At 72.6% G+C, this 22,171-nt stretch carries 6 protein-coding genes and 1 pseudogene; 5 read left to right on the top strand and 2 right to left on the bottom strand.

Annotated features, from left to right (window positions below; genetic code table 11):
- Window positions 1-127: 127 nt before the first annotated feature.
- The 5 genes from AB5J50_RS41285 to AB5J50_RS41265 all read left to right on the top strand — a co-directional run bounded on the left by AB5J50_RS41285 (window position 128) and on the right by AB5J50_RS41265 (window position 18,902).
- Window positions 128-8,833: a beta-ketoacyl synthase N-terminal-like domain-containing protein gene (locus AB5J50_RS41285; protein WP_369263744.1), complete on the top strand. Its 8,706-nt coding sequence runs from the start codon at window positions 128-130 to the stop codon at window positions 8,831-8,833.
- Window positions 8,833-14,271, top strand: a complete 5,439-nt coding sequence (locus AB5J50_RS41280; protein WP_369263743.1) for a beta-ketoacyl synthase N-terminal-like domain-containing protein — start codon at window positions 8,833-8,835, stop codon at window positions 14,269-14,271. The genes AB5J50_RS41285 and AB5J50_RS41280 overlap by 1 nt, the downstream gene beginning before the upstream one ends.
- Before the next feature lie 92 nt (window positions 14,272-14,363).
- On the top strand, window positions 14,364-16,031 hold the full coding sequence (locus AB5J50_RS41275) for an NAD(P)/FAD-dependent oxidoreductase (RefSeq protein WP_369263742.1): 1,668 nt from the start codon (window positions 14,364-14,366) through the stop codon (window positions 16,029-16,031).
- Window positions 16,032-16,045: 14 nt separating this feature from the next.
- On the top strand, window positions 16,046-17,923 hold the full coding sequence (locus AB5J50_RS41270; protein ID WP_369263741.1) for an NAD(P)/FAD-dependent oxidoreductase: 1,878 nt from the start codon (window positions 16,046-16,048) through the stop codon (window positions 17,921-17,923).
- Between the two features lie 289 nt (window positions 17,924-18,212).
- On the top strand, window positions 18,213-18,902 hold the full coding sequence (locus tag AB5J50_RS41265) for a TetR family transcriptional regulator (protein ID WP_369263740.1): 690 nt from the start codon (window positions 18,213-18,215) through the stop codon (window positions 18,900-18,902).
- Between the two features lie 105 nt (window positions 18,903-19,007).
- Here AB5J50_RS41265 and AB5J50_RS41260 read toward each other — a convergent pair.
- Together AB5J50_RS41260 and AB5J50_RS41255 are read right to left on the bottom strand one after the other, a co-directional pair.
- Window positions 19,008-19,676 (bottom strand): annotated as a pseudogene (locus tag AB5J50_RS41260) (DMT family transporter); the annotation flags it as partial.
- 383 nt (window positions 19,677-20,059) lie between these two features.
- Window positions 20,060-21,808 carry an MFS transporter gene (locus tag AB5J50_RS41255; protein WP_369263739.1) on the bottom strand — a complete coding sequence of 583 codons (1,749 nt, stop codon included), beginning with the start codon at window positions 21,806-21,808 and terminating at the stop codon, window positions 20,060-20,062.
- Between the last annotated feature and the right edge of the window lie 363 nt (window positions 21,809-22,171).

Raw genomic sequence — 22,171 nt, 5'->3', positions numbered from 1 at the left:
CGCTGCCGGGCACGACCCGGGTGGCGTGGACGCCCCTCCCGCCACCCGGACCCGGACTTCCGCCCGCACCGTCCGGCCCCGGACTTCCGCCCGCACCCACCGTCTGACGCACTCCTGGAGGGGATCCATGCCCGCCCGCAACGGAATCACCACCGATCCGGCCATAGCCCTTGTCGGCATCGGGTGCCGTTATCCGGGCGGGGTGACCGATCCCGCGTCCTTCTGGCACGTCCTGCGGGACGGCGTCGACGTGATCGGGGAGATACCCCCCGAGCGCTGGGGCCCGGAGTACATCAGCGAGGACGGGGCCGCACCGGGCACCGGGTACTGCCGCTACGCGGGAGTGCTGCCGGGGCTCGACCGGTTCGACGCCGACTTCTTCGGCATCTCGTTCCGCGAGGCACGCGAGATGGACCCGCAACAGCGGCTCCTGCTCGAAGTGTCCTGGGAGGCCCTGGAGCACGCGGGGCTCACCAAGCCCCAGCTCGCGGGCTCCCGCACCGGCGTGTTCTTCGGCATGCTCGGCATGGACTACACGCTGCTGCACTCCAAGACGCGCGGTGTGAAGGGCATCGACCCGTACTACGCGAGCGGCAAGGAGTTCAGCTTCGCGCCCGGCCGGGTCGCCTACACCCTGGGGCTGCACGGGCCGGCGCTCGCCGTGAACACCGCGTGCTCCTCGTCCCTGGTCGCCGTCCACCTGGCCTGCCGCGCGCTGGCCAGTGGCGAGGCCGATACCGCGCTCGCGGGTGGCGTCAACGTGCTCGCCGCCCCCGAGCTGTCCATCTTCATGAGCAAGGTGCAGGCCCTGTCCCCCACCGGACGGTGCAAGCCGTTCGCGGCCGACGCCGACGGCATCGTGCGCGGCGAGGGCTGCGGCGTCGTCGTACTGAAGCGGCTCGACGACGCGCTCGCCGACGGCGACCAGGTACTCGCGGTCATCCGGGGCAGCGCCTTCAACCACGACGGCCGCAGCGCCGGCCTGACCGTGCCCAACGCCTCCGCGCAGGAAGCCCTGTTGCGGGAGGCGCTGCGGCGCGCGGACGCCACCGCCGACGAGGTCGCGTTCGTCGAGACGCACGGCACCGGTACCCCGCTCGGCGACCCGATCGAGGCGTACGCGCTGTCGCAGGTGTTCGGCCCCGGCCGGGACGCCGGGCGCAGGCTCCACATCGGCTCGCACAAGGCCAACTTCGGGCACACGGACGCGGCCGCCGGTGTCGCCGCCCTGATCAAGACCGTCCTGACGGCACGGCACCGGGTGGTGCCGCCCCAGCTGCACCTCGGCACGCCCAACCCGGCGATCCCCTGGGCCGACGGCCCGCTGAGCATCTCGGCCGAGGCCAGGCCGCTGGACGCGACCGAGGACACCCTCTTCGGTGTGAGCGCCTTCGGCCTCAGCGGCACCAACGCCCATCTGCTGCTGTCCGCGCCCGCCGAGCAGCCGGCACCCGAGGCGAGCGCGCCCGAGGCGGACGCCCCGCGCGTGCTGCTGCTCTCCGGCTCCACGGAGGCCGCCCTCCAGGAACGCGCCCGCGACCTGGCCGGCACCCTCGACGGAGAGCGGTCCGTCGAGGACGTCCTGCACACCGCGGCGATCCGGCGCACCCACCACGAGGCGCGGGCCACCGTGATCGGCGCCGACGTCGAGGAGTTGCGCGCCTCGCTGCGCGAACTCGCCGAGGGCAACCCCGACGAGCGCACCGTCACCGGCACCGCCGAGCCCCGGCGCCGCCACCGCACCGTCTTCGTCTTCTCCGGGCAGGGCTCGCAGTGGCGGGGCATGGGACTGGACCTGTGGGACCGCGAGCCGGTCGCCGCGGCGAGCCTTGAGCACAGCGACGCGGTGCTGCGCGAGGCGGGCCTGCCGGGTCTGCGGGAGCTGCTGGGCGGCAGCGATCTCGCCGCCACCGAGCTGGCCCAACCGGCGGTCGTGGCTTTGCAGTTGGCGCTCGCCGAGGTCTGGCGCTCGCGCGGCGTGGAGCCGTCCAAGGTCGTCGGGCACAGCCTCGGCGAGATCTCCGCCGCCTGTTTCACCGGCGCCCTCGACCTGCCCACGGCGCTCGACCTCGCGGTGCGGCGCGGGCGCGTCATGGCCGCCGCCGCGGGCACCGGGCGGATGCTCGCGGTGGCCCTTCCCGAGGACGAGGCGGTCCAGGCCGCCGCCGGAACCGGGCGGGCGGTCACCGTCGCCACGGTCAACGGGCCCGCCTCGACGGTGCTCGCCGGCTCCGAGGACGATCTGACGGCGATCGCCTCGCTGCTGCGCGAGCGGTCCGTCACCGCGCGGTTCGTGCCCGGCGACTACGCCTTCCACAGCCCGGCGATGGCACCCTTCGCCGACCAACTCCGCGCCGAGCTGGGTGACTTGGCCCCGGCCGACCGGCCCTCCGCGTTCGTGTCCACCGTCTGGCCCGACGAGCCCCCGGCCACGCTGGACGCGGCGTACTGGGCCGCCAATGTGCTGCGCCCCGTCCGCTTCTGGCCCGCTGTGCGGGGCCTGCTCCAGGACATGGGCGCCGACTTCATCGAGATCGGCCCGCACCCCACCCTCGTACGCCCTCTGACGGAGGCACTGAAGTCGCTGCGGCGCCAGGGTGTCGCGGTCGGCTCGCTGCGCCGGGACGCCGACGGGCCCGCGACGCTGCTCTCCTCGCTCGCCGCACTGCACTGTGCCGGTGCCGAGGTCCGCTGGGACGATCTGGTTCCGGGCCGGCTCACCGAGCTGCCCCGGCATCCGTGGCAGCACGAGTCGTTCTGGCTGCCCGAGGTGACCCCGGGCACGCAGTACGCCCCGGGTGCCGTGCCGGGCGCGGAGGTCGCGCCCGCCCGGCTCGCCGTGCAGCTGCTCGACCCGTCGGGCAGGCCGCTCGGGCCCGCGCAGCAGCTCGAACTGAACGGCACGCCCAGCGGCGCGCCCACGACTCCGCCGGAGCCGCTCGGCTCCGGCGGTGCAGCCCCGGTCACGGTCCCGACCCCCCTGGGGACCGACCGGGAAGCCGCCTCGTCCGCCACCGCCCCGTTCCTTCCCCCTGCGGGAGCGGTGGCGGACGGGACCGGAACCCCCGCCGGTACGACGGAGTCCGCCGGCGCGCCCGTCGCTTCCGAACCGGCGAGCGCCGAGCGCGAGCGCAGGTCGCTGATGCGGCTGATGTCCGAGGTGCTGGCGGAGATCCTCGGCCAGGACCCGGGGCGGCGCATCCCGCCCCGGCGCGGCTTCGCCGACCTCGGTCTGGACTCGCTGAGCATCGTGGAGTTCGTCGACCGTCTCGGTCTGCGGCTCGGCCTGGACATCCCCCTGTCCACCCCCTTCGAACGCCCCTGCCTGGACGAGCTGGTCGACCATCTGCTGCCGCAGGTGATCGCACAGAAGGCACCGCGGCCGCCCGCCACCGCACCGGCACAGGCGCACGAGCGGGAGACCGTGCCCTCGGCATCGGGCGCCACCGCCGACGCCCGTGCCGACGACCCGATCGTCGTCGTCGGCATGAGTTGCCGCTTCCCCGGCAGCCCCTCCGTACGCGACTACTGGCAGCTCCTGCTGGACGGCCGCGAAGTCATCCGCGACGTGCCCTCGGACCGCTGGGACGGTCAGGCGTTCCTGTCCGACGGGCCGTGGACACCCGGCACCATGACCTCGCTGCGCGGCGGCTATCTCGACGACGTACGCGGCTTCGACGCGGCGTTCTTCCGTATCTCGCCCCGTGAGGCACGCAGCCTCGACCCGCAGCACCGGCTCTTCCTCGAAGTCGCCTACGAGGCACTGGAGGACGCCGGCGCGACCAGGGACCGGCTGCGCGGCTCCGCCACCGGTGTCTTCGTCGGCATGAACAGCGCGGACCACGCCCAGCACATCGGCAGCCACCTCCAGGACGTGGACCTCTACTACGGCACCGGCAACTCCTTCGCCGGGGCGTCCGGACGGCTCTCCTACTTCCTGGGCCTGACCGGACCCAGCATGGCCGTGGACACCGCCTGCTCGTCCTCGCTGACCGCCGTGCACCTGGCCATGCAGAGCCTGCGCCAGGGCGAGAGCGACCTCGCGGTGGCCGGTGGCGTCAACGTGATTCTCAGCCCGGTGATCCCGGTGGCGGTCTCGGCCGGCGGCGCCCTCTCCCCCAGCGGCCACTGCCGTACGTTCGACGAGGCGGCCGACGGCTATCTGCGGGGCGAGGGTTCCGGAGCGGTCGTACTGAAGCGGCTGTCGACCGCGCTCGCCGACGGTGACCGTATCTACGCCGTGCTGCCCGGCAGCGCGGTGAACCAGGACGGCGCCAGCAGCGGGCTGACCGTGCCGAACGGCACCGCGCAGCGCGCCCTGATCGAACAAGCCCTGGTACAGGCCGGATTGAGCGGCCGCGACGTCGGCTACGCCGAGGCGCACGGCACCGGCACCCCGCTCGGCGACCCCATCGAACTGCGGGCGCTCGCCCAGGCGTTGCGTCCCGAGGGGCCCGACGGAGCGCCTCTCCTTGTCGGCTCCGCCAAGCCCAACATCGGGCATCTGGAGGCCTCGGCCGGTATGGCCGGGCTCATCAAGGCGGTCCTGTCGGTGCACTCCGGGCGGATCGCCCCGCACATCGGGGTGACGACCACGCCGACCCGCCAAGTGCCGTGGGAGCGGCTGGGGCTGGCGATCGCCGAGGGTGCGGAGCAGTGGCCCGAGGACGGGCGGCGCCGGATCGCGGGCGTCAGCTCCTTCGGCTTCACCGGCACCAACGCGCACATCCTGGTGGCCGAGGCCCCGGCTCCCGGGGAGGCGGGCGGCGAACCCCCGGCGCGGTTCGCGCTGCCGCTGTCCGCCGCGCAGGAGTCGGCGCTGCCCGACGCGGCGAAGCAGTACCTCGCGGTGCTGGAGTCGGGAGACGCGACCGCCCTCGCCGACCTCGCGTACACGGCGTCCGCGCGGCGCAGTCATCTCGACCACCGGGCCGTCGTGGTGGGTCAGGACGTCGTCGGCGTCCGCTCGGCCCTGCGCGCCCTGACCAAGGGCGAGGAGCACCCCCAAGTCCTCACAGGGAAAGCGGAGTTGGAGCGCTCCTGCGTGTTCGTCTTCTCCGGGTTCGGCTCTCAGTGGGCCGGGATGGGGCGTCAGCTCCTGGAGAGCGAGCCGGTGTTCCGGGATGCCGTGCTGACCTGCGAGCAGGAGATGCGGAAGTGGATCGCCTGGTCCCCGCTGGCCTCGCTGCGCGGTGAGCCGGACAGCCGCCCCTTCGACGAGGGCGTCCCGCAGGAACTGATCTTCATGGTGCAGGTCGGCCTGGTCGAGCTGTGGCGCAGCTGGGGTGTGGTGCCGGCGGCGGTCGTCGGGCACAGCATGGGCGAGGTCGCCGCCGCCTGGGCTGCCGGGGCGCTGACCCTGGCGCAGGCCACCGAGATCCTGTGCCTGCGCTCGCGGCTTCTGGACACGCTGGTCGGGACGGGCGGTTCGATCGTCGTCGGGCTGTCGCGCGAGGGCCTCGCGCCGTATCTGGTGCTGTACGAGGACAAGTTGGGCATCGCCACGGTCAACGGCCCGCGCACCACGGTCGTCGCCGGTGATGTGGACGCCCTGGAGGAACTGGCCGAGGAGCTGACCGAGGCGAATGTGTTCGTCCGCCGGGTCAAGGTGCTGGTGGCGCCGCACTCGCCGCTGATGGAACCGCTGCGGGAGCGACTGGTGTCCGGCCTCGCGCACCTCGTGCCGTCCGAGGCCCGTGTCCCGCTGTACTCCTCGGTGGAGGGCGGCGAGGTCACGGGCTCCGCGCTCACCGCCGAGTACTGGGGCCGCAATCTGCGCAACACCGTGCTCTTCCAGGACGCGGTGAGCGCGGTCGAGGACCCGCAGGACCGGGTGTTCGTCGAGGTGTCCCCGCATCCGGTGCTGGTCTCCGGCACCGAGGAGTCCTTGCAGGCCGCCGGGGTGCAACGCCCCGTTGTGCTGCCCTCGCTGGTCCGCGACGAGGACGAGGTGGGCACCCTGCTCACCAGCCTCGGCACGCTGCATGCGCAGGGCGCCCCGGTCGACTGGGCGGCGTTCGCCGGACCCGGCCGCACCGTGGTGGATCTGCCCGGCTATCCCTGGCAGCGCAAGGAGCACTGGCTGCCGGACACCCCCGTGGACCGCCCCGCCGGCTCGGGCGCTCTCGTCGGGGCGCCGGTGCGGCCGACGACCGCCGCGTGGACGGCGCTGCTCCCGGTGACGGTGGACGGCACCCGCAGCCCCTGGCAGGTCAGCGGTTCCGGATCCCGTACGACGGTGTCGGCGCCCGCGCTGCTGGAGGCCGCGCTCGCGGGTGCCGCCGCGACGGGCTCCCCCGCGCCGGCACTGGACGACGTACGGTTCGGCACTCCGCCCCGCGCCGACGACGAAGGACGGGCCGGTCTTCAGGCCGTGGTCGACACCCGGCAGGGCACGGTCGTGCTGCGCCCACTGTCCGGGGACGGGAGCGGCGGGGACACGCCCGCGCTGAGCGCGTCGACCGACGTATCGGCCCGGCCCGCTTCGGACGCGGTCGGCCTCGGTCCGCTGGCCGACGACGAGCCCCTCCGGGCCGCGCTGGCCGACCGCTTCCCGGCGCTCGGGGTGCGGTCGGCCGGCAGTGGCCGGGGCGCTGCGGACGTCACCGTGGAGCTGCCCGACGGTGCCGCCCGCCACCGGCTGCCCGCCGAACTGCTGCGTCTGGCACTGCACTTGGTCGCGGACGTGCCGGGCGCCGAGGCGCCGGACGCCGAACCGCTGCCCGCCGGCCTCGCGTCGGTCCGGGTCAGGGCGGCCGTGGAGGGCACCGTACGAGTGTGCCGGGGTCCCGTCCGCGCGCGTGCGGACGGGCAGCCGGAGGCGGACGTGACCGTGCTCGACGCGGCGGGCCGTGCCGTGGTGGAGCTGACCGGGCTGCGCCTGGCCGCCGCCCCCGAACCGGCCTCGGCCGACACGGACGGGGACGGGGACGGCGACGGAGGCCGGATCGAGCGGCTGCTGTACCGGATGGTGTGGCACGCCGCGGGCCAGCGCCCGGCCGGCCGGGACGGTGCGCAGGTGGCGCCCGCGACGCGCTGGCTGGTGTGCGGTGACACCGAGCATCTGGCGGGTGCCGTGGCCGAGGGGCTGCGGGCGGCGGGCTGCGAGGTGCGCCGGGTGCGCTCGGTGGACGTACCGGGGAGCGAGGGGCTCGTCGTCGACCCGGCCGACCGGGAGGCGTGGGAGACGCTGCTCGCGGTGCACGCCAACGAGGCGACCACCGGTATCTGCGACCTGTGGCCGCTGGAGGACCTCGACTCGCGCCCCGACGGATGGCGTGTCACCACCGCGCTCACCGCCGCTCTCGCGGGCGCCGAGGGCACGGTGCCCCGGCTGTGGCTGGTCACCCGGCACGCCCTGCTGCCGTCCGGTCACGAGGGTTTCCCCGACGGCAACCAGGGGGCGCACGCCGGGCTCGGCCGGACGCTGGCGATGACCCGCCCCGAGGCCTGGGGCGGCCATGTCGACCTGAGCCGGGGCAGCGCGGAGGAACTGCGCACGCTGGTGACGCGGTTGTTGTGCGCACCGGGCGACGAGCACATCCGCGTGGAGCACTCGTCGGTGCAGGTCGGTTCGCTGGTGCGCGCCGACGCGCCGGACCGGGCCGGACAGCGGCCGCTGTCCGCCGAGCGCTGGCAGCTGGTGACCGGCGCGGGCGGCGCCCTGGTGCCGCCCGTGGTGGACTGGCTGGTCGGCGCGGGCGCCCGGCGGATCGTGCTCGCCGACACCGAACCCGGGCGGAGCGAGCGGCTGTCCGTCGAGGAGCGGATCGACGGGTGGCGTGCCGCGGGCGCCGAGGTCCGCACCGTGCGGACCCGGGGCTCGAGGGACGAACTGGCCGCGCTGGTCGAGGAGTTGCGGGCCGACTCCGGGATCGCGGGCGTGGTGTGCGCGGCGGCTCCGGAGCTGGCGGCCCCGCTGGAGGAGACCACCGAGGCCGCGCTGCGGGCCGAGTGGAACCGCGCCGAGACGGCCGAGCTGCTGCACCGGCTGACCGCCAAGGAGCCGGTGCGCCTCTTCGTCCTGCTGGGTTCGGTGCCGGGCACCTGGGGCGGCGCCGTCACGGGTGCGGCGGCGCCGGCCGACTGGTCGCTGCGGGCGCTGGCCGCGCGGCGCAGGGCCGGCGGGCTGCCGGTGGCGCACATCGAGCTGATGCCTCTCGAAGGCAGCCATCTCCTCGACGAACGGACGACTTTACTGCTCAAGTCGAGCGGGGTCGCCCCGCTGCGGGAGCGTGACCTGGTCACCGCCCTTGACCTGCTGGCCTGGGACCACACCGTGCACGCGTGCGTGGCCGACGTGGACTGGGAGCTGTTCGGCAGCGCGCTGGCCGACGCCCCGCACCGGGAGCTGTTCCGTACGGTCCTGGGGACGGCGAAGCAGACCGGCGGCACCGAGTTCGTGGCCGGGCTCAGCGGGCTCGACCCCGTGCAGCGCCGCGACCGGATGCTCGACTGGGTGTGCGCGCAGGTCGCCGCGGTGCTCGGCCTGCCGGAGGACGACCTCCGGGCCGACCAGGGCTTCTTCGAGCTCGGGATGGACTCGGTGATGTCGCTGACGCTGCGGCTGCGGCTGTCCCGCGAGCTGGAGACCGAGCTGTCCTCGACGGTCGCCTTCGAGCATCCGACCGCGCTGGCGCTCACCACGCACCTCCTGGAGCAGCTCGGCCACCCGGCCGCCGGCGCCGAGGACACCGCCGCGGATCCGGCCGGCCCCGACGAGTACCGGGCCGAGGCCGCCGACGACCTGGACGACCTCGACGACGACGAACTGCTACGCCAACTGGAGGCGGAGATCTCCGACTCACAGGCGCTTGGATTTGAGGAGAACTGATGACGAAGAGCCACGCCGAGCAGCCGAGCCAGGACGTTCTCCGCGGCCGGCTCAAGGACTCCCTCGGCACCATCCGCAGTCTGCGCGCGCGGGTCCAGGAGCTCTCCCAGCCACAGCCACTCGCGGTGATCGGTCTCTCCTGCCGGCTGCCGGGCGGCGACACGCCCGAGGAGTTCTGGCAGTCCCTGGCCGACGGCCGCGACGCGACGTCCCAGTTCCCCGAGGAGCGGCACTCCATCGCGGGTTTCTACAACCCGGACCCGGACCACCCGGGCACCGCGTACACCCTGTTGGGGAACTTCCTCGACGGCCCGGTGGACGCCTTCGACCCGACCGTCTTCGGCATCTCGCCGCGTGAGGCCGCGGGCATGGATCCGCAGCAGCGGCTGGTGCTCGAACTCGCCTGGGAGGCCATGGAGAACGCCTGCCTGCCGCCGAGCGAGCTGGAGGGCAGCCGGGTCGGGGTCTTCCTCGGTGCCAGTACGAGCGACTACGTGCGGATGCGGCAGCAGAAGGGCTCGATGGCGGACGTCGACGCCTACCAGCTGATCGGTGAGCCGAGCTTCCTGGCCGGCCGGATCTCGTACACCTTCGGTTTCCAGGGCCCCAGCATGGTGATCGACACGGCGTGCTCGTCCTCGCTGGTGGCACTGGAGCAGGCCGTCCTGTCGCTGCGCTCCGGCGCGTGCGACATGGCGCTGGTCGGCGGGGTGAACCTGATGCTGTCCCCGTACGGCTTCGTCCTGGTCAGCAAGTTGCGCGCGCTGTCGCCGGACGGGCGCTGCAAGACGTTCGACGCCTCCGCGGACGGCTACGCCCGTGGTGAGGGCGGCGCGCTGTTCGTGCTGAAGCGGCTGAACGAGGCGGAGGCCGCAGGGGACCGCGTCCTCGCGGTGGTCCGGGGCGTGGCGACGGAGCACGACGGGCGCAGCAGCGGTCTGACGGTTCCGAACCCGGCCGCGCAGCAGAACGTCATCACCTCCGCGCTCAAGGACGCCGGGGTCTCCCCCGCCGACCTCACCTATGTCGAGGCGCACGGCACCGGCACCCAGCTGGGAGACCCGATCGAGCTGAAGGCCCTGAACGCGGTCACCAGCACCGGGCGGCCGGCCGGCCGGCCGCTGCTCGTCGGTTCGGTGAAGACCAACATCGGCCATCTGGAGCCGGCCGCCGGTGCGGCGGGCCTGCTGAAGGTCGTTCTGGCCCTCCAGCACGACACGCTCCCCAAGCATCTGCACCTCGACAACCCGAACCCTCAAGTCCCTTGGGACGCCATCAACTTGAAGGTGACCAGCGAGGAGACCCGCTGGCCGGACGGGCCCAGGACCGCCGGGGTGAGCAGCTTCGGCGCCAGCGGCACCAACGCGCACACCGTGCTCGCCGAGGCGCCGCAGGCCGCACCCCGCGAGGGCACCCCGCGCGAGGTGGGTCTGCTCACCCTCAGCGCCAACAGCCCGGAGGCGCTGCGCGCGATGGCGGGCACGTACGAGAGCCGGGTGCGGGCGGCGGACGCGCGGACCCTGTCGGACATCTGCTACTCGTCGCACATCGGGCGGGCCCGGATGAAGCACGGTCTCAGTGTGACCGGCGACCGCGAGCAACTCGCCGCGGGCCTGGCCGCGTTCGCCGCCGGCGAGCGCGCCGACCAGGTCACCACACACGGCCCGACCGGGGCGAAGGCGCGCCGGCTCGGCTGGCTGTTCACCGGCCAGGGCTCGCAGTACGCCGGGATGGCCGCCTCGCTGACGGCCGCCGAGCCGGTCTTCGCCGACGCCCTCGCGCAGGTGGTCGAGGCCCTCGACCGTTACCTGGACGAGCCGCTCGGCCCCGTCCTGTCCGACGGCGAGCGCATCAACCGGACGGGATTCACCCAGCCCGCGCTGTTCGCCGTGGAGTACGCGCTGGCGAGGATGTGGGAGTCGTGGGGCATCCGGCCGACCGCGCTGATCGGGCACAGCCTGGGCGAGATCACCGCGGCGTGCGTCGCCGGGGTGCACTCGCTCGACGACGCCGCCCGGCTGGTCACGGCCCGCGCCCGGCTGATGGAGGCGCTGCCCTCGGGCGGTGTGATGGAGACCCTGGTCTGCGACGAGGAGTCCGTGCGCGCGGCGATCGCCGAGGCCGGTCCGGTGTCGCAGGTCGCGGTGGCGGCGGTCAACGGGCCGACGGACGTGGTCCTTTCGGGTCCCGAGGAGGAGGTCGCCAAGGTCGTCGGCGTCCTGGCCGGACGCGGTGTCAAGCACCGCCGGCTTGTCGTCTCGCACGCCTTCCACTCCCCGCTGATGGCCCCGATGATCGACGAATTCCGCAAGGTCACCGAGACCCTGACGTTCCATCAGCCCAAGTACCCGATCATCTCCAACGTCACGGGCCGCGAGTGGGGGCCCGAACAGCTGCGCCCCGCCTACTGGTCCGAGCATGTGCTGGCGCCGGTGCGTTTCTACGCGGGCGTCACCGCCCTGTACGAGACGGGCTGCCGCACCTTCCTCGAACTCGGCCCGGCCCCGGTGCTCCTCGGTCTCGGCGCCCGCTGCCTGCCCGAGGACGGCGTCGGCTGGATCCCGTCACTGCGCCGGGACCGCGAGGACACGCACATCGTGGGCCAGGCCCTGGGCACGCTGCACCACCGCGGCGTACCGGTCGACTGGAGCGCGGTGCACCGCGACGAAAAGCCGCGCCGCACCTCACTGCCCAGCTACCCGTGGCAGCGTGAGCGGTACTGGTTCAACGACGACGCGCCGGGCGGTTCCCCGGAGTTCGCCGCGGACGACGCGCCAGGGGCGCTCTTCGAGGGTCATCTGCTGTCCGGCGCACCCACCTTCTCGCCCCAGCTGAACGATCTGTCCGAGGTGTTCGTCCAGACGGGCCCCGACGGCCGGCGGTCCGTGTCGGCGGGCGGCTTCTGCAACTGGGCCCTGGCGGGCGCCGCCAAGCTGCCCGGCGCGCAGCCCCGGCTCGTGGACCGCTTCGTGGTGGGCGAACCGCTGCTTCTGGACCCCGAGCACCGGCCCGCGCAGATACGGGTCTACGTACTGCCCCAGGACGACGAGGGCCGTTCGCTGTTCCTCTGCTTCTCCCGGCACGGCGTCGACTCCGCCGAGAGCGGCAGCTGGCGGCTGCACGCCCGCGGTGTCCTGGTCCGGCGCCCCACGGACACCCGGCGGGCGGGCGGCGACCTCGACGCCGTACGGGCCCGCTGTGTGCCGGTCGACCCGGCCGACATCACGGTGCCCGGCTGGGCCGAGCCGGTCCTCAACGAGGTCTACCAGGGGCCCGGCGAGGTACTCGCCGAGGTCAACCGCGCCGCCGAGAAACTGCCCCGGGGCGCCCTGCTCGATCTGACGCTCGGGCTGCTGCGCCAGTCCGAGAGCGCCCCGCGCACCGGCGGGACCCGCACGCCCACGGCCGTCCCCGAGGGCACCCGCCGCTACATCCACGGCTGGCTGGACCCGGCCGAGGAGGACGGTGAACTGAGGGGCGGCCTGGAGATCCTGGGCTCCGACGGCAGTGTGCTGATCATGATGCGGGACGTCCATCTGCGGTCGTCGACGCCGCCTGTGCCGGACGTGCCGCGCAGCGCGCGGGCGGAGACCGTGTGGGAGCAGATCTGGCGGCCGGCCGGCCCGGAGGCGTTCGGCGAGCGGAGCCTGCTGGGCGAGCGGGTGCTGCTGATCGGCTCCGGCGCCGCCACGGCCGGCACGGACACCGGTCTGCTGGAGGACGTGTCCAAGCAACTCACGCAGCGCGGAGCGGTGGTGAGCCAGGCCGGGCCGTCCACGGAGTCGGTCCTGCGGGCCCTCGACGCGGGCCGGCCGTACGGGCATCTGGTCCTGCTGAGCGGCCTGGAGCTGCCGGTGGCCGGTTACGGCGCCGAGTCCGTGGGCCAGGCCAGGGCCGAGGCGGAACACGTCTTCCTGGCCGCCACCCGGCAGCTGGCCGTCGAGGGGGCCGCCACCCAGCTGTGGGTGGTGACCCGCGGCGCCCAGTGGACCGGGCCCGGGCAGCACGAGATCTGCCTGCCCGCGGCCCCGCTGTGGGGTCTGGGCAAGGTGGCCGCCCTGGAGCACCCCGAACTGTGGGGCGGCCTCCTCGACCTCGATCCGGCGGGCGAGCTCGACGAGGCGGAGCGGATCGCCGAGCTCCTCGCGACCCGCACCGCCGAGGACCTGACGGCCCGGCGCGACGGCACCGTCCTGGTGCCCCGGCTGGTGGCTGCCGGGTCGGGCGAGGGGAACGGGGAAAGCACAGCGCGTCCGGCGCCGCAGCTGAGCGACCTCGGCAGCTATCTCGTCACCGGCGGTCTGGGCAGCCTCGGCCTGCTGATGGGCGAGTGGCTCGCCCGCAATGGCGCGGGCACCGTCGTCCTCGTGGGCCGCACGGGTCTGCCGGACCGCTCCACCTGGGACGACCCGCACCACGACGACACCACCGCCGCCAGGATCGCCGGGGTCCGCCGGATCGAGGCCCAGGGCGCCGACGTACGCGTGGAGGCGCTGGACGCCGCCGACGAGACGGCGTTGCGTTCCCTGACCGACCAACTGGGTCTGTCGGGACGGCCGTTGCGCGGTGTGGTGCATGCGGCGGGCCTGTCGGAGCCGCAGTTCCTGCGGGAGAGCGACCCCCAGACGTACGACCGCTGCCTGCACGCGAAGGTGGACGGCACCTGGGCGCTGCACAACGCCACCGTCGACCAGGACCTGGACCTGTTCGTCGCCTTCTCGTCGATCGCCTCGGTCTGGGGCTCGCAGCACCTGGCGGGTTACTCGGCGGCCAACGCCTTCCTGGACTCCTTCGCGTACTACCGGCAGTCGAAGGGCCTGGCCGCCACGACCGTCAGCTGGGGGCCGTGGGCCGCCCGGTCGGGGCTCGCGGACGACTCGGTGATGGCGTTCCTGCGCTCCATCGGGCTGCACCAGCTCAACCCCGACCACGCGCTGGAGCTGCTCGGCGAGGCGGTGGTCGAGAAGGTCGCCCACCGTACGGTGTGCTCGGCGGACTGGGCCCTGTTCCGGGACCTGATGGAGGCGCGGCGGGAGCGGCCCATCCTCAGCGAGATCCGCAGCGCGCCCGCCGCCGACCAGGCCGAGGGCGCCGAACTGGGCGCGCTGACTGCCCGGTTGATGGGGCTGAGCCGCACCGAACGTCTCGCCGAGCTCAACGAGTACATCCGCGTCCAGCTCTCCGGGATCCTGCGTCTGGAGCTGGACACCCTCACCGAGGACACCCGGCTCGCCGACATGGGCCTGGACAGCCTCATGGTGATGGAGCTGATCAGCCGCTGCCGGGACGATCTGGGCCTGGAGATCAACAGCCGTGACTTCTTCGCCTGCCCCGGCATCCACTGGGGCTCCTTCCTCCACGAGCTGATCGAGGAGAGGTACCCGGCGACCACCAACGCGTCCGGCCCCGAGCGGCCGACGGTCCAGGACCAGGCATGACCGCCCGGGGCCCGGGTTCCGCGGCGGGCACCGCTCGCGGCCCGGGTCCCCGGCACCACCACTCCGCCCCGACCTCTGGAGGAACGAGCATCATGCAACCGCTGCCCGCGTCCGGCTCGCCCGACAAGGCCGTCCATGACGTCGCCATTCTGGGCGCCGGAATCGCCGGCTCCATCCTCGCGGCCATCCTGACCCGCAACGGGGTGAAGACGGTCCTGATCGACGCCGGCACCCACCCGCGCTTCGCGGTGGGCGAGTCCACCATCCCGTACACCTCGGTGATGCTGCGGATCCTCGCCGCTCGCTACGGGGTTCCGGAGATCGCGCATCTGAGCCACTTCTCCACGATGCGCTCCAAGGTGTCCTCGAACTCCGGCCAGAAGCGCAACTTCGGCTTCGTCTACCACCGCGAGGGTGAGCGCCAGGTCCCGGACGAGATCAACCAGTTCGTGATCCCGGTGGCCCTGTCCACCGAGTCCCACATGTTCCGTCAGGACGTCGACTCGTACATGTTCAACGTGGCGGTGCGCTACGGCGCCGTGCCGCGCCTGGGCACCCGGGTCTCGGACGTCGAGGTGGACGGCTCCGGGGTCACCCTCGCGGTGGAGAACGGGCCGGCGATCCGCGCCCGGTACGTGGTCGACGCGGGCGGTCACAACTCGCCGCTGGCCAAGAAGTTCGCGCTGCGCGACGAGGTGCCGCAGCAGCGCACGCACTCGCGGACTCTGTTCACCCACATGATCGGGGTGCGCCCGTACGACGACTGCCCGGCGGGGCGCGCGCACGGCAACCCGAGCCCCTGGCACCAGGGCACCCTGCACCACGTCTTCGACGGCGGCTGGGTGTGGGTCATCCCGTTCGACAACCACCGTGGCGCCACCAACCGGCTGTGCAGCGTCGGTCTGACCCTGGACCCGCGCAAGCACCCGAAGACGGATCTGCCGCCGGAGCAGGAGTTCGCGCAGTTCCTGGAGCGGTTCCCGGACATCGCCCCGCAGTTCAAGCACGCGAAGGCCGCCCGCCCCTGGGTGTCCACCGGGCGGCTGCAGTACTCCTCGCACCAGGTCGTCGGCGACCGCTACTGCCTGACCTCGCACGCCGCGGGATTCGTGGACGCGCTGTACTCGCGCGGTCTGACCAACACCACCGACGTGGTGAACTCACTGGCCTGGCGGCTGATCGAGGCGGCCAAGGACGACGACTTCTCCGCCGAGCGGTTCGGGCACATCGAGACGCTCCAGCAGGGTCTCGTACGGGCCCACGACGAGGTGGTGGCGTCCTCCTTCACCTCCTTCCGCGACTACGGCATGTGGAACGGCACGTTTCGTATGTGGGCGCTCGGCACGGTGCTCGGCACGCTCAACGCCCAGGACGCACTCGTCCGCTTCCAGCGCACCAAGGACCCGTTGATCTGGCGGGAGCTGGAAGCGCAGCCGCACCCCGGCGCGCTGTTCCCGGCGAGCATCGGCTTCAACAAGATCACCGATGCCGCCTGGGCGGCCTGCCGGGACGTCGAGGCCGGTCTGATGACACCCGACCGGGCCACCGGCGAGCTGTTCGACCTGTTGCAGGACGACGGCTACGCGCCGCCGCCGTTCGGTCTGCACGACCCGGCGAACCGCTTCTACAACCCCAACCCGGCCCGCATGATCCGCACCATGCTCTGGGCCAAGCGCGGGTCCGCCGCCGCGGACACCGGCCCCGTGGTGGCCGGCGCGCTCGGCGGCTTCCTGCGCTCCCGGCTGCGCAGGCACTCATGAGGGAGGACGAGCCCATGTCCCCGCACGAACCCACGGAACGACCACCCACCGCGGGCCCCGCGCGACCGGCGGACCCGGTCTGGGCGGAGGGCGCCGAGACGGTGACGGCGGCCGAGTCGGCACTGCCGTACGAGCCGACGGCCGCACCCTCGCCTGGTGAAGCCGGGAGCGGAACCGTGCCCCGTAAGGGGCACGGGGAACTGCGCGACCAGCCCCCACCGGCCCGCAGCGAACGAACCGCCTCACCGGCAGAGCGCTCGGCACGGCCCAAAAACGCGGCCCGCCACACCGTCGCCGTGCTCGGCGCCCACCTCGGCGGCGGCATGCTCGCCGCGATCCTGGCCCGCGCCGGGATCGACGTGGTCCTCGTGGACTCACCGCACGATGCCACGGCCCCGTCGGGCGAGACCACGGTCCCGTACACCGCGGAGGTCTTCGAACTGCTCGCGCGCCGCTACGGCGTACCGGAGCTGTCCGCGCTCGGGCACTTCGGGCAGCTGCCCGCCGAGGTCCGCAGAACCTCCGGGATCAAGTCGAGCATCGGCTTCGTGTACGCGCGCCCCGGCGCCCCCGTACGGCCGCACCACGTGGTGCAGTTCAACGTGCCCAGCGAGCACGGCGAATCGCATCTGTACCGGCCCGACGTCGACGCCTGGGTGCACCGGCTCGCCACGGGCTACGGCGCCAAGGTGCCGCAGGGCCGCCCCGTGTTCACCGAAGTACAGGGCGAGGCCGGCGACTTCACCATCGAGCTGGCGGACGGGAGCAGCGTCCCGGCGGCGTTCGTGGTCGACATGTCAGGACCCGACGCACCGATGCTGCGGCGCCTCGGCCCCGATCCGGCCCTGCGCCCGCTGCGCCACTCCTCGCGGGTGCTGACCGCGCATCTGCGGGGGGTACGGCCGCTGGAGCGGCGGGTGGCCCCGGGCACGGGCGGCACCCCCTGGACGGGCGGCACGACGCAGGTGGTCTTCCCCGGCGGGTGGATCCAGCTCGTCCCGTTCGGCGACCAGCGCACCGGCGAGACCTCGCTGACCAGCGTGTCGGTGAGCCTCGACGCCAAGCTGTGGCCGCAGCGCTCTGCGTCGCCGGAGGACGACTTCCAGCAGCTGATACGTCAATTCCCGGACCTGGAGTGGCAGTTCGGTGAGGCCACGGCGGTCCGGCCGTGGACGGGCTCGGAGCCGTGGCAGTACGGCGCCAACGCGGCCGCCGGTGACGGCTTCGTCGTCCTCGAACGCTCCGCCGTCCGCTGCGACTTCACGCTCTCCCGGGATGTCACCCTGACCGCGGAGCTGGTCCACGAGGCCGCCGCGCACCTCATCTCGGCGGCGGGCAGCGGCGATTGGTCGGTGGAGCGCTTCCGGCCCCTGGAGTCCTTCCAGGCCTCGCTGATCGAGCACGGGGACCGGCTGCTGCGTACGGCGCTGACGGCCACCACCGACTTCCGGCTCTGGAACGCCTTCTGCCGGGTCTGGCTGCTGCACTCCATGTTCGCCGCCCTGTCCCTCAAGCGGGCCCGCAACGACGCGCTGGCCACGCCCGGACGGCCGGACCAGTGGCGGGAGTTGGAGCGCTGCCGGGGCGCGGGGCTGTGGTTCCCCGTCTACCCCGGCTTCGTCGCCCTGTTCGACGACATGGAGCGGCTGGCGCGGCAGGTCGCGGACGGCCGGCTGGCGCCGGGTGCGGCGGCCGAGCGGATTTTCGGCCAGTTGCGCAGCGCGTCGTTCGTCCCGCCGCTCTTCGCCTTCGGCGACCCCACCGACCGCTACTACAACTTCACCCCGCTCAAACGGGTCAAGGTACTGCTGTGGGCCAAACGCCGGGCGCCGTACATGGTTCAGCGGGTTCTCACCCGGGGAGCCACCGTCCTGCCCGACGTCGAGCGATAGACACAGTCAATTCACGGGCCACTGAAAGGATTTCGGGCGAAGGAACCGCCGTCCCGCAAAGGCTCGCCCGCGCGGGCCCGGGACGGCGGTTCCTTGTCGCGCGGGCGCCCCGCGACACCCACGACGGCACGGGCCCTGATCGAATCCGGCCAGCCCCCGCACCGGTTCGCGAGGGGGCCTCGACACCGCGACGGACTGCCGGAATGCTCCCTACCGGGGAGTCTTCCCATGTGGGATGCTGATATCGTCGATTTCCTGCACCCATGAATTAATACCCGAAGGGGGACTGGTGAGCAGCGGAAACGGGATCCCCTGCGCCACGCAGGCCGACGCACAGCCGGGCGCTGCCACCCGCAGGGGCCGGTCACCGTCGCGCGGTGGCGGCCGGCGCCCGGGCCAGAGCAGCACCAAGGAGCAGATCCTCACGGCCGCGCTCGAACTCTTCGCGGCCAAGGGCTACTCGGGCACCACCATGCGCGGCATCGCCCAGCGGGCGCAGGTCGACCCGGCCCTCATCCACCACTTCTTCAGCAACAAGGAAGGCGTGTTCCAGGACGCGGTCTCGTCCCGGCTCGATGTGTCGGCCCTCTTCGACTCCCTGACGGACGACGACGCGGAGCCGGTCCCGGAGCGCCGCGGCGAGCGGGTCGCGCGGACGTTCCTGTCCTTCTGGGAGGACGAGTCGACCCGGCCCGCGCTGATCGCGATCTACCGGACCGGGCTGTCGGACGAGGCGACCTCGAAGACCTTCCGGGACCAGATCGAGGACAGCTTCGCGGACTGCGTCCAGCGGCTCGTGCCCGGGGAGAGCGACCACACCCCCGCCTTCGCCTCACTGGTGTCCGCGCAGCTTTCCGGCCTGGTGATGCTGCGGTACGTCCTGCGGATGGAGCCGCTGGCCTCGCTCGACTTCGAGGAACTCATCGAGTGGTTCGTGCCCGCCGTCGAAGTGCACTTCGACCGGTTGTCCCAGAGCTAGGACAGGCCCTGGCCGCCGTCCCCGAGCCTGCCGCCGCTCCGGAGCGGCGGCAGGCTCGGAGCGCGTGTGCGCCAGTACGAAGACGCCGCGTCCCGCCGCGGCCGCCGCGGCGAGTCCCGTCAGCGCGCCGGGGATTCCGGTGGCGTAGCGGTCCCCGAGGACGACGACGCCGATGAGCGCGGCGAACACGGGATTGACGAGCGTGAGAGTGGCGAGCGGGGCCTCCAGGCCGCCCCGGTAGGCGAGTTGGCACAGTACGAGGCCCGCCACCGCCAGGCAGATCACCCCGACCATGAGCAGGACGGCCGAGACCGGCAGCCGTAACGCGCCGCCGTCCGTCAGCTTCAGGACCGCGGTCTGGGTCAGCGCCGACGCGGCACCGAAGGCGACCCCGGCGGCGACCGCGTACCACAGGCTTGTGGTCATCCTGCTGCGGCCGACGGCGGCCGCCACCGTGGAGATCCCGAGCACCGCGACGGTCAGTCCGACGACACCCACCGTCTCCGGCGGCGCGAGCGTCCGGCTCGACTGCGCGGACCGGGTCAGGAAGAGCAGCCCGGCGACACCGGCCACGGTGAAGGCGATGCCGGAGCACTGAGCGGCGGTCGTACGACGCCGCAGCACGGCGGCGGACAACAGGGGCGCCGTCACCAGAGTGAGTACCCCGAGCATCTGCACGGCGACGAGCGAGCCGAAGCGCAGCGCCGCCGTGTGCAGCGCCGCACCCAGCAGGTTGAGCAGCAGCGACACCCACCAGGTCGCACCGCGCAGCACCCCTCGGCGCCCCCGCTCACTCGCGGAGGAGGCCACCGCCCGCTGCGCCACGGCCGCACCGGCGTACGCCAGGGCCGAGGCCACGCCGAGCGTGAGAACCGGGAACACGGTTCGTCCTTTCACCGCGAGGGGCGCGGGTGTTGGGGGCTTGGAGTCACGGCGGGCGGGCGGCCGGAGGCGGGGAGCGCGGGGCGCGATCGGTCAACAGGGAAACAGGGAAACAGGGCAACGGGGCAACGGGGCCGCAACGGACAGCCGGTGCCGAAAGGAGAGGGAGGACCGGGGCGCGCCTCCCCCGGCCCCCGGCCCTCGTTCTTCGTCTATTCGTTACGCGCCACTCGTTACTCGCTACTCGTTTGCGGCGCCCGGACGTACGGCCGAGGTCACGCGCCCCCGGGAACGTCCTGGACGTCCTCGGGACGGATCTTCGGCAGGGCGAGGACCAGCAGGCAGGACAGGCCGAAGCAGCCGATCTGCCAGTACACGACCTGCTCGAAGCTGTCACCGAAGTTGGCCTTGCGCGCCTCGGGCACAGCCTTGCCGAGCACCGCAGCCTGCACCTGCGCCTTGGTCTCCGCCGGCACGGGGGCGCTCGCCATCTCCTTCTCGATGCGCGCGCAGCTCGCCGGCGTCGCGGTGAGGTCCTTCTGATTCATCTTGTCGTGGAAGCAGGTCTGGAAACCGGTGGTGACCTGCGTCTGCTGAGCCTCGGAAAGACCGGCCGTCGCCAAGTCACTCCGTAGCTGCGGCAGCGCCGTCACGCTGGCTCCGTTGGCGTTCGAGCCGAGCAGACCGTAGAACAGGATGCCCGCGACCGCGATGCCGATGGCGATACCTACCTGCTGCGCGGTGGCGAGCATGCCGGACGCCGAACCGGCCTCACGGGAGCGGATGCCGGCCAGGATGATCCCGGTGCACGGAGCGAGGAAGAAGCCACCGCCGAGCCCGGCGAACATCAGCGAGGGAATCAACTGGTAGCCGTGCAGGTCCGATCCGGCCCAGTGCAGCGTGCCGATCACACCGGACATGCCGACCAGCGCCAGCCCGGTGCCGAGCGCGAGCGTCTTGGTGCCGAGCCGCTTGACCACGGCCGCCGAGCGGGCCGAGCCGACTGCGATGAGCAGGGCGAAGCCGAGGCTCACCAGGCCGGCCGAGATCGGGGTGTAGCCGAAGCCGATCTGCAGGCTCATGAAGAAGACCATGAAGAACGACGGGATGCCGGCGAAGAACACCACGCTGATCAAGAGCCCGACGGTGAACGACCGCTCCTTGAAGAGCCCGCTCGGCACCAGCGGTGACTTGTCGGCCAGCTTCGACAGCTTGCTCTCGTACACGAAGAACTCGGCGAGCACGAGCGGGCTCAGCACGAGGAGCACCAGGCTCCAGCCGGGCCAGTCGTGTTCACGGCCGATGACCAGCGGCAGGATCAGGCTGAAGAGCCCGGCACTCAGGATCACCGCACCGGTGACGTCGAGCCGCCGCGCGCCGTCCGCCGAGGACTCCGGGATCTTGGCCAGGCCGAGCAGCAGGGCGATCAGACCGACCGGCAGGTTGACGTAGAAGATCGCCCGCCAGTCGGTGTCCAGGATGTTCAGCTGGATCAGCCAGCCACCGAGCACCGGCCCGAGCACCGTACCGAGTCCCACCGAAGCCCCGTACATGGCAAGGGCCTTGGGGCGTTCCTTCGTGGAGAAGGTGACCTGGATGATCGACAGCACCTGGGGGAACATCAGGCCGGAGCACATGCCCTGGAGCACCCGGGACGCGATCAGGAAGGTCGAACTGGGGGCCGCGCCGCACAGCGCCGAGGCGAGCGTGAAGCCCAGCATGCCGATCAGGAAGACCTTGCGGCGGCCGTAGATGTCGCCGAGCCGCCCGCCGGTCACCAGCACACAGGCGAAGGCGAGCGAGTAGACCGCCACGACCAGCTGGATCTCGGCGAAGGTCGAGCCGAGGTCGCTCTGCAGCGAGGGCAGGGCAACCATCGTGATCGTGGTGTCCAGCATCTGCATGAAGATGGCGGACAGCGTGACGGCGAGGATCACCCAGCGCGCCGGGTTCGCGATGGCTCCCGGGCCGGGCGAAGTACCGGGCGGGGCTGCCGCCTTCACGCCCGTGTCAATCGATTCCATGTTTCCTCCTTGGGTCGCCGTCCGCTGACAGCACCCGCGAGTTATTCATTCTCCAATGAAGTCTACGAGCACTGAATTCCAAACCGCAAGCTCGATGACCGTGTTCCGGACAGGGCCGCACGCCCCAACAGCCGTACGACCACGACGTTTTGACGTGCGGCAATACCTGCGGGAAGGTCAGAAGCAGCTACACCCTGAGCAGTTCCGGATCAGGTGCTAGCGGCCCGATCGGACGTTCCGGCAACCACGTGCGGCACACACGGTCAACATCTGCCGAACCGGCGGCCACCGGGGGGCTGTTCGGCGTTCGGGTTCGCGAAGGGGTACGTCGATGAGGGCACCGTCAGACGCCTTGGCGACGAT

Source organism: Streptomyces sp. R35, assembly GCF_041053035.1.
GTDB classification, from domain to species: domain Bacteria; phylum Actinomycetota; class Actinomycetes; order Streptomycetales; family Streptomycetaceae; genus Streptomyces; species Streptomyces lutosisoli.
Note: the sequence above shows the minus strand (reverse complement) of the source record. Positions and strands in the feature narration are given on the sequence as shown.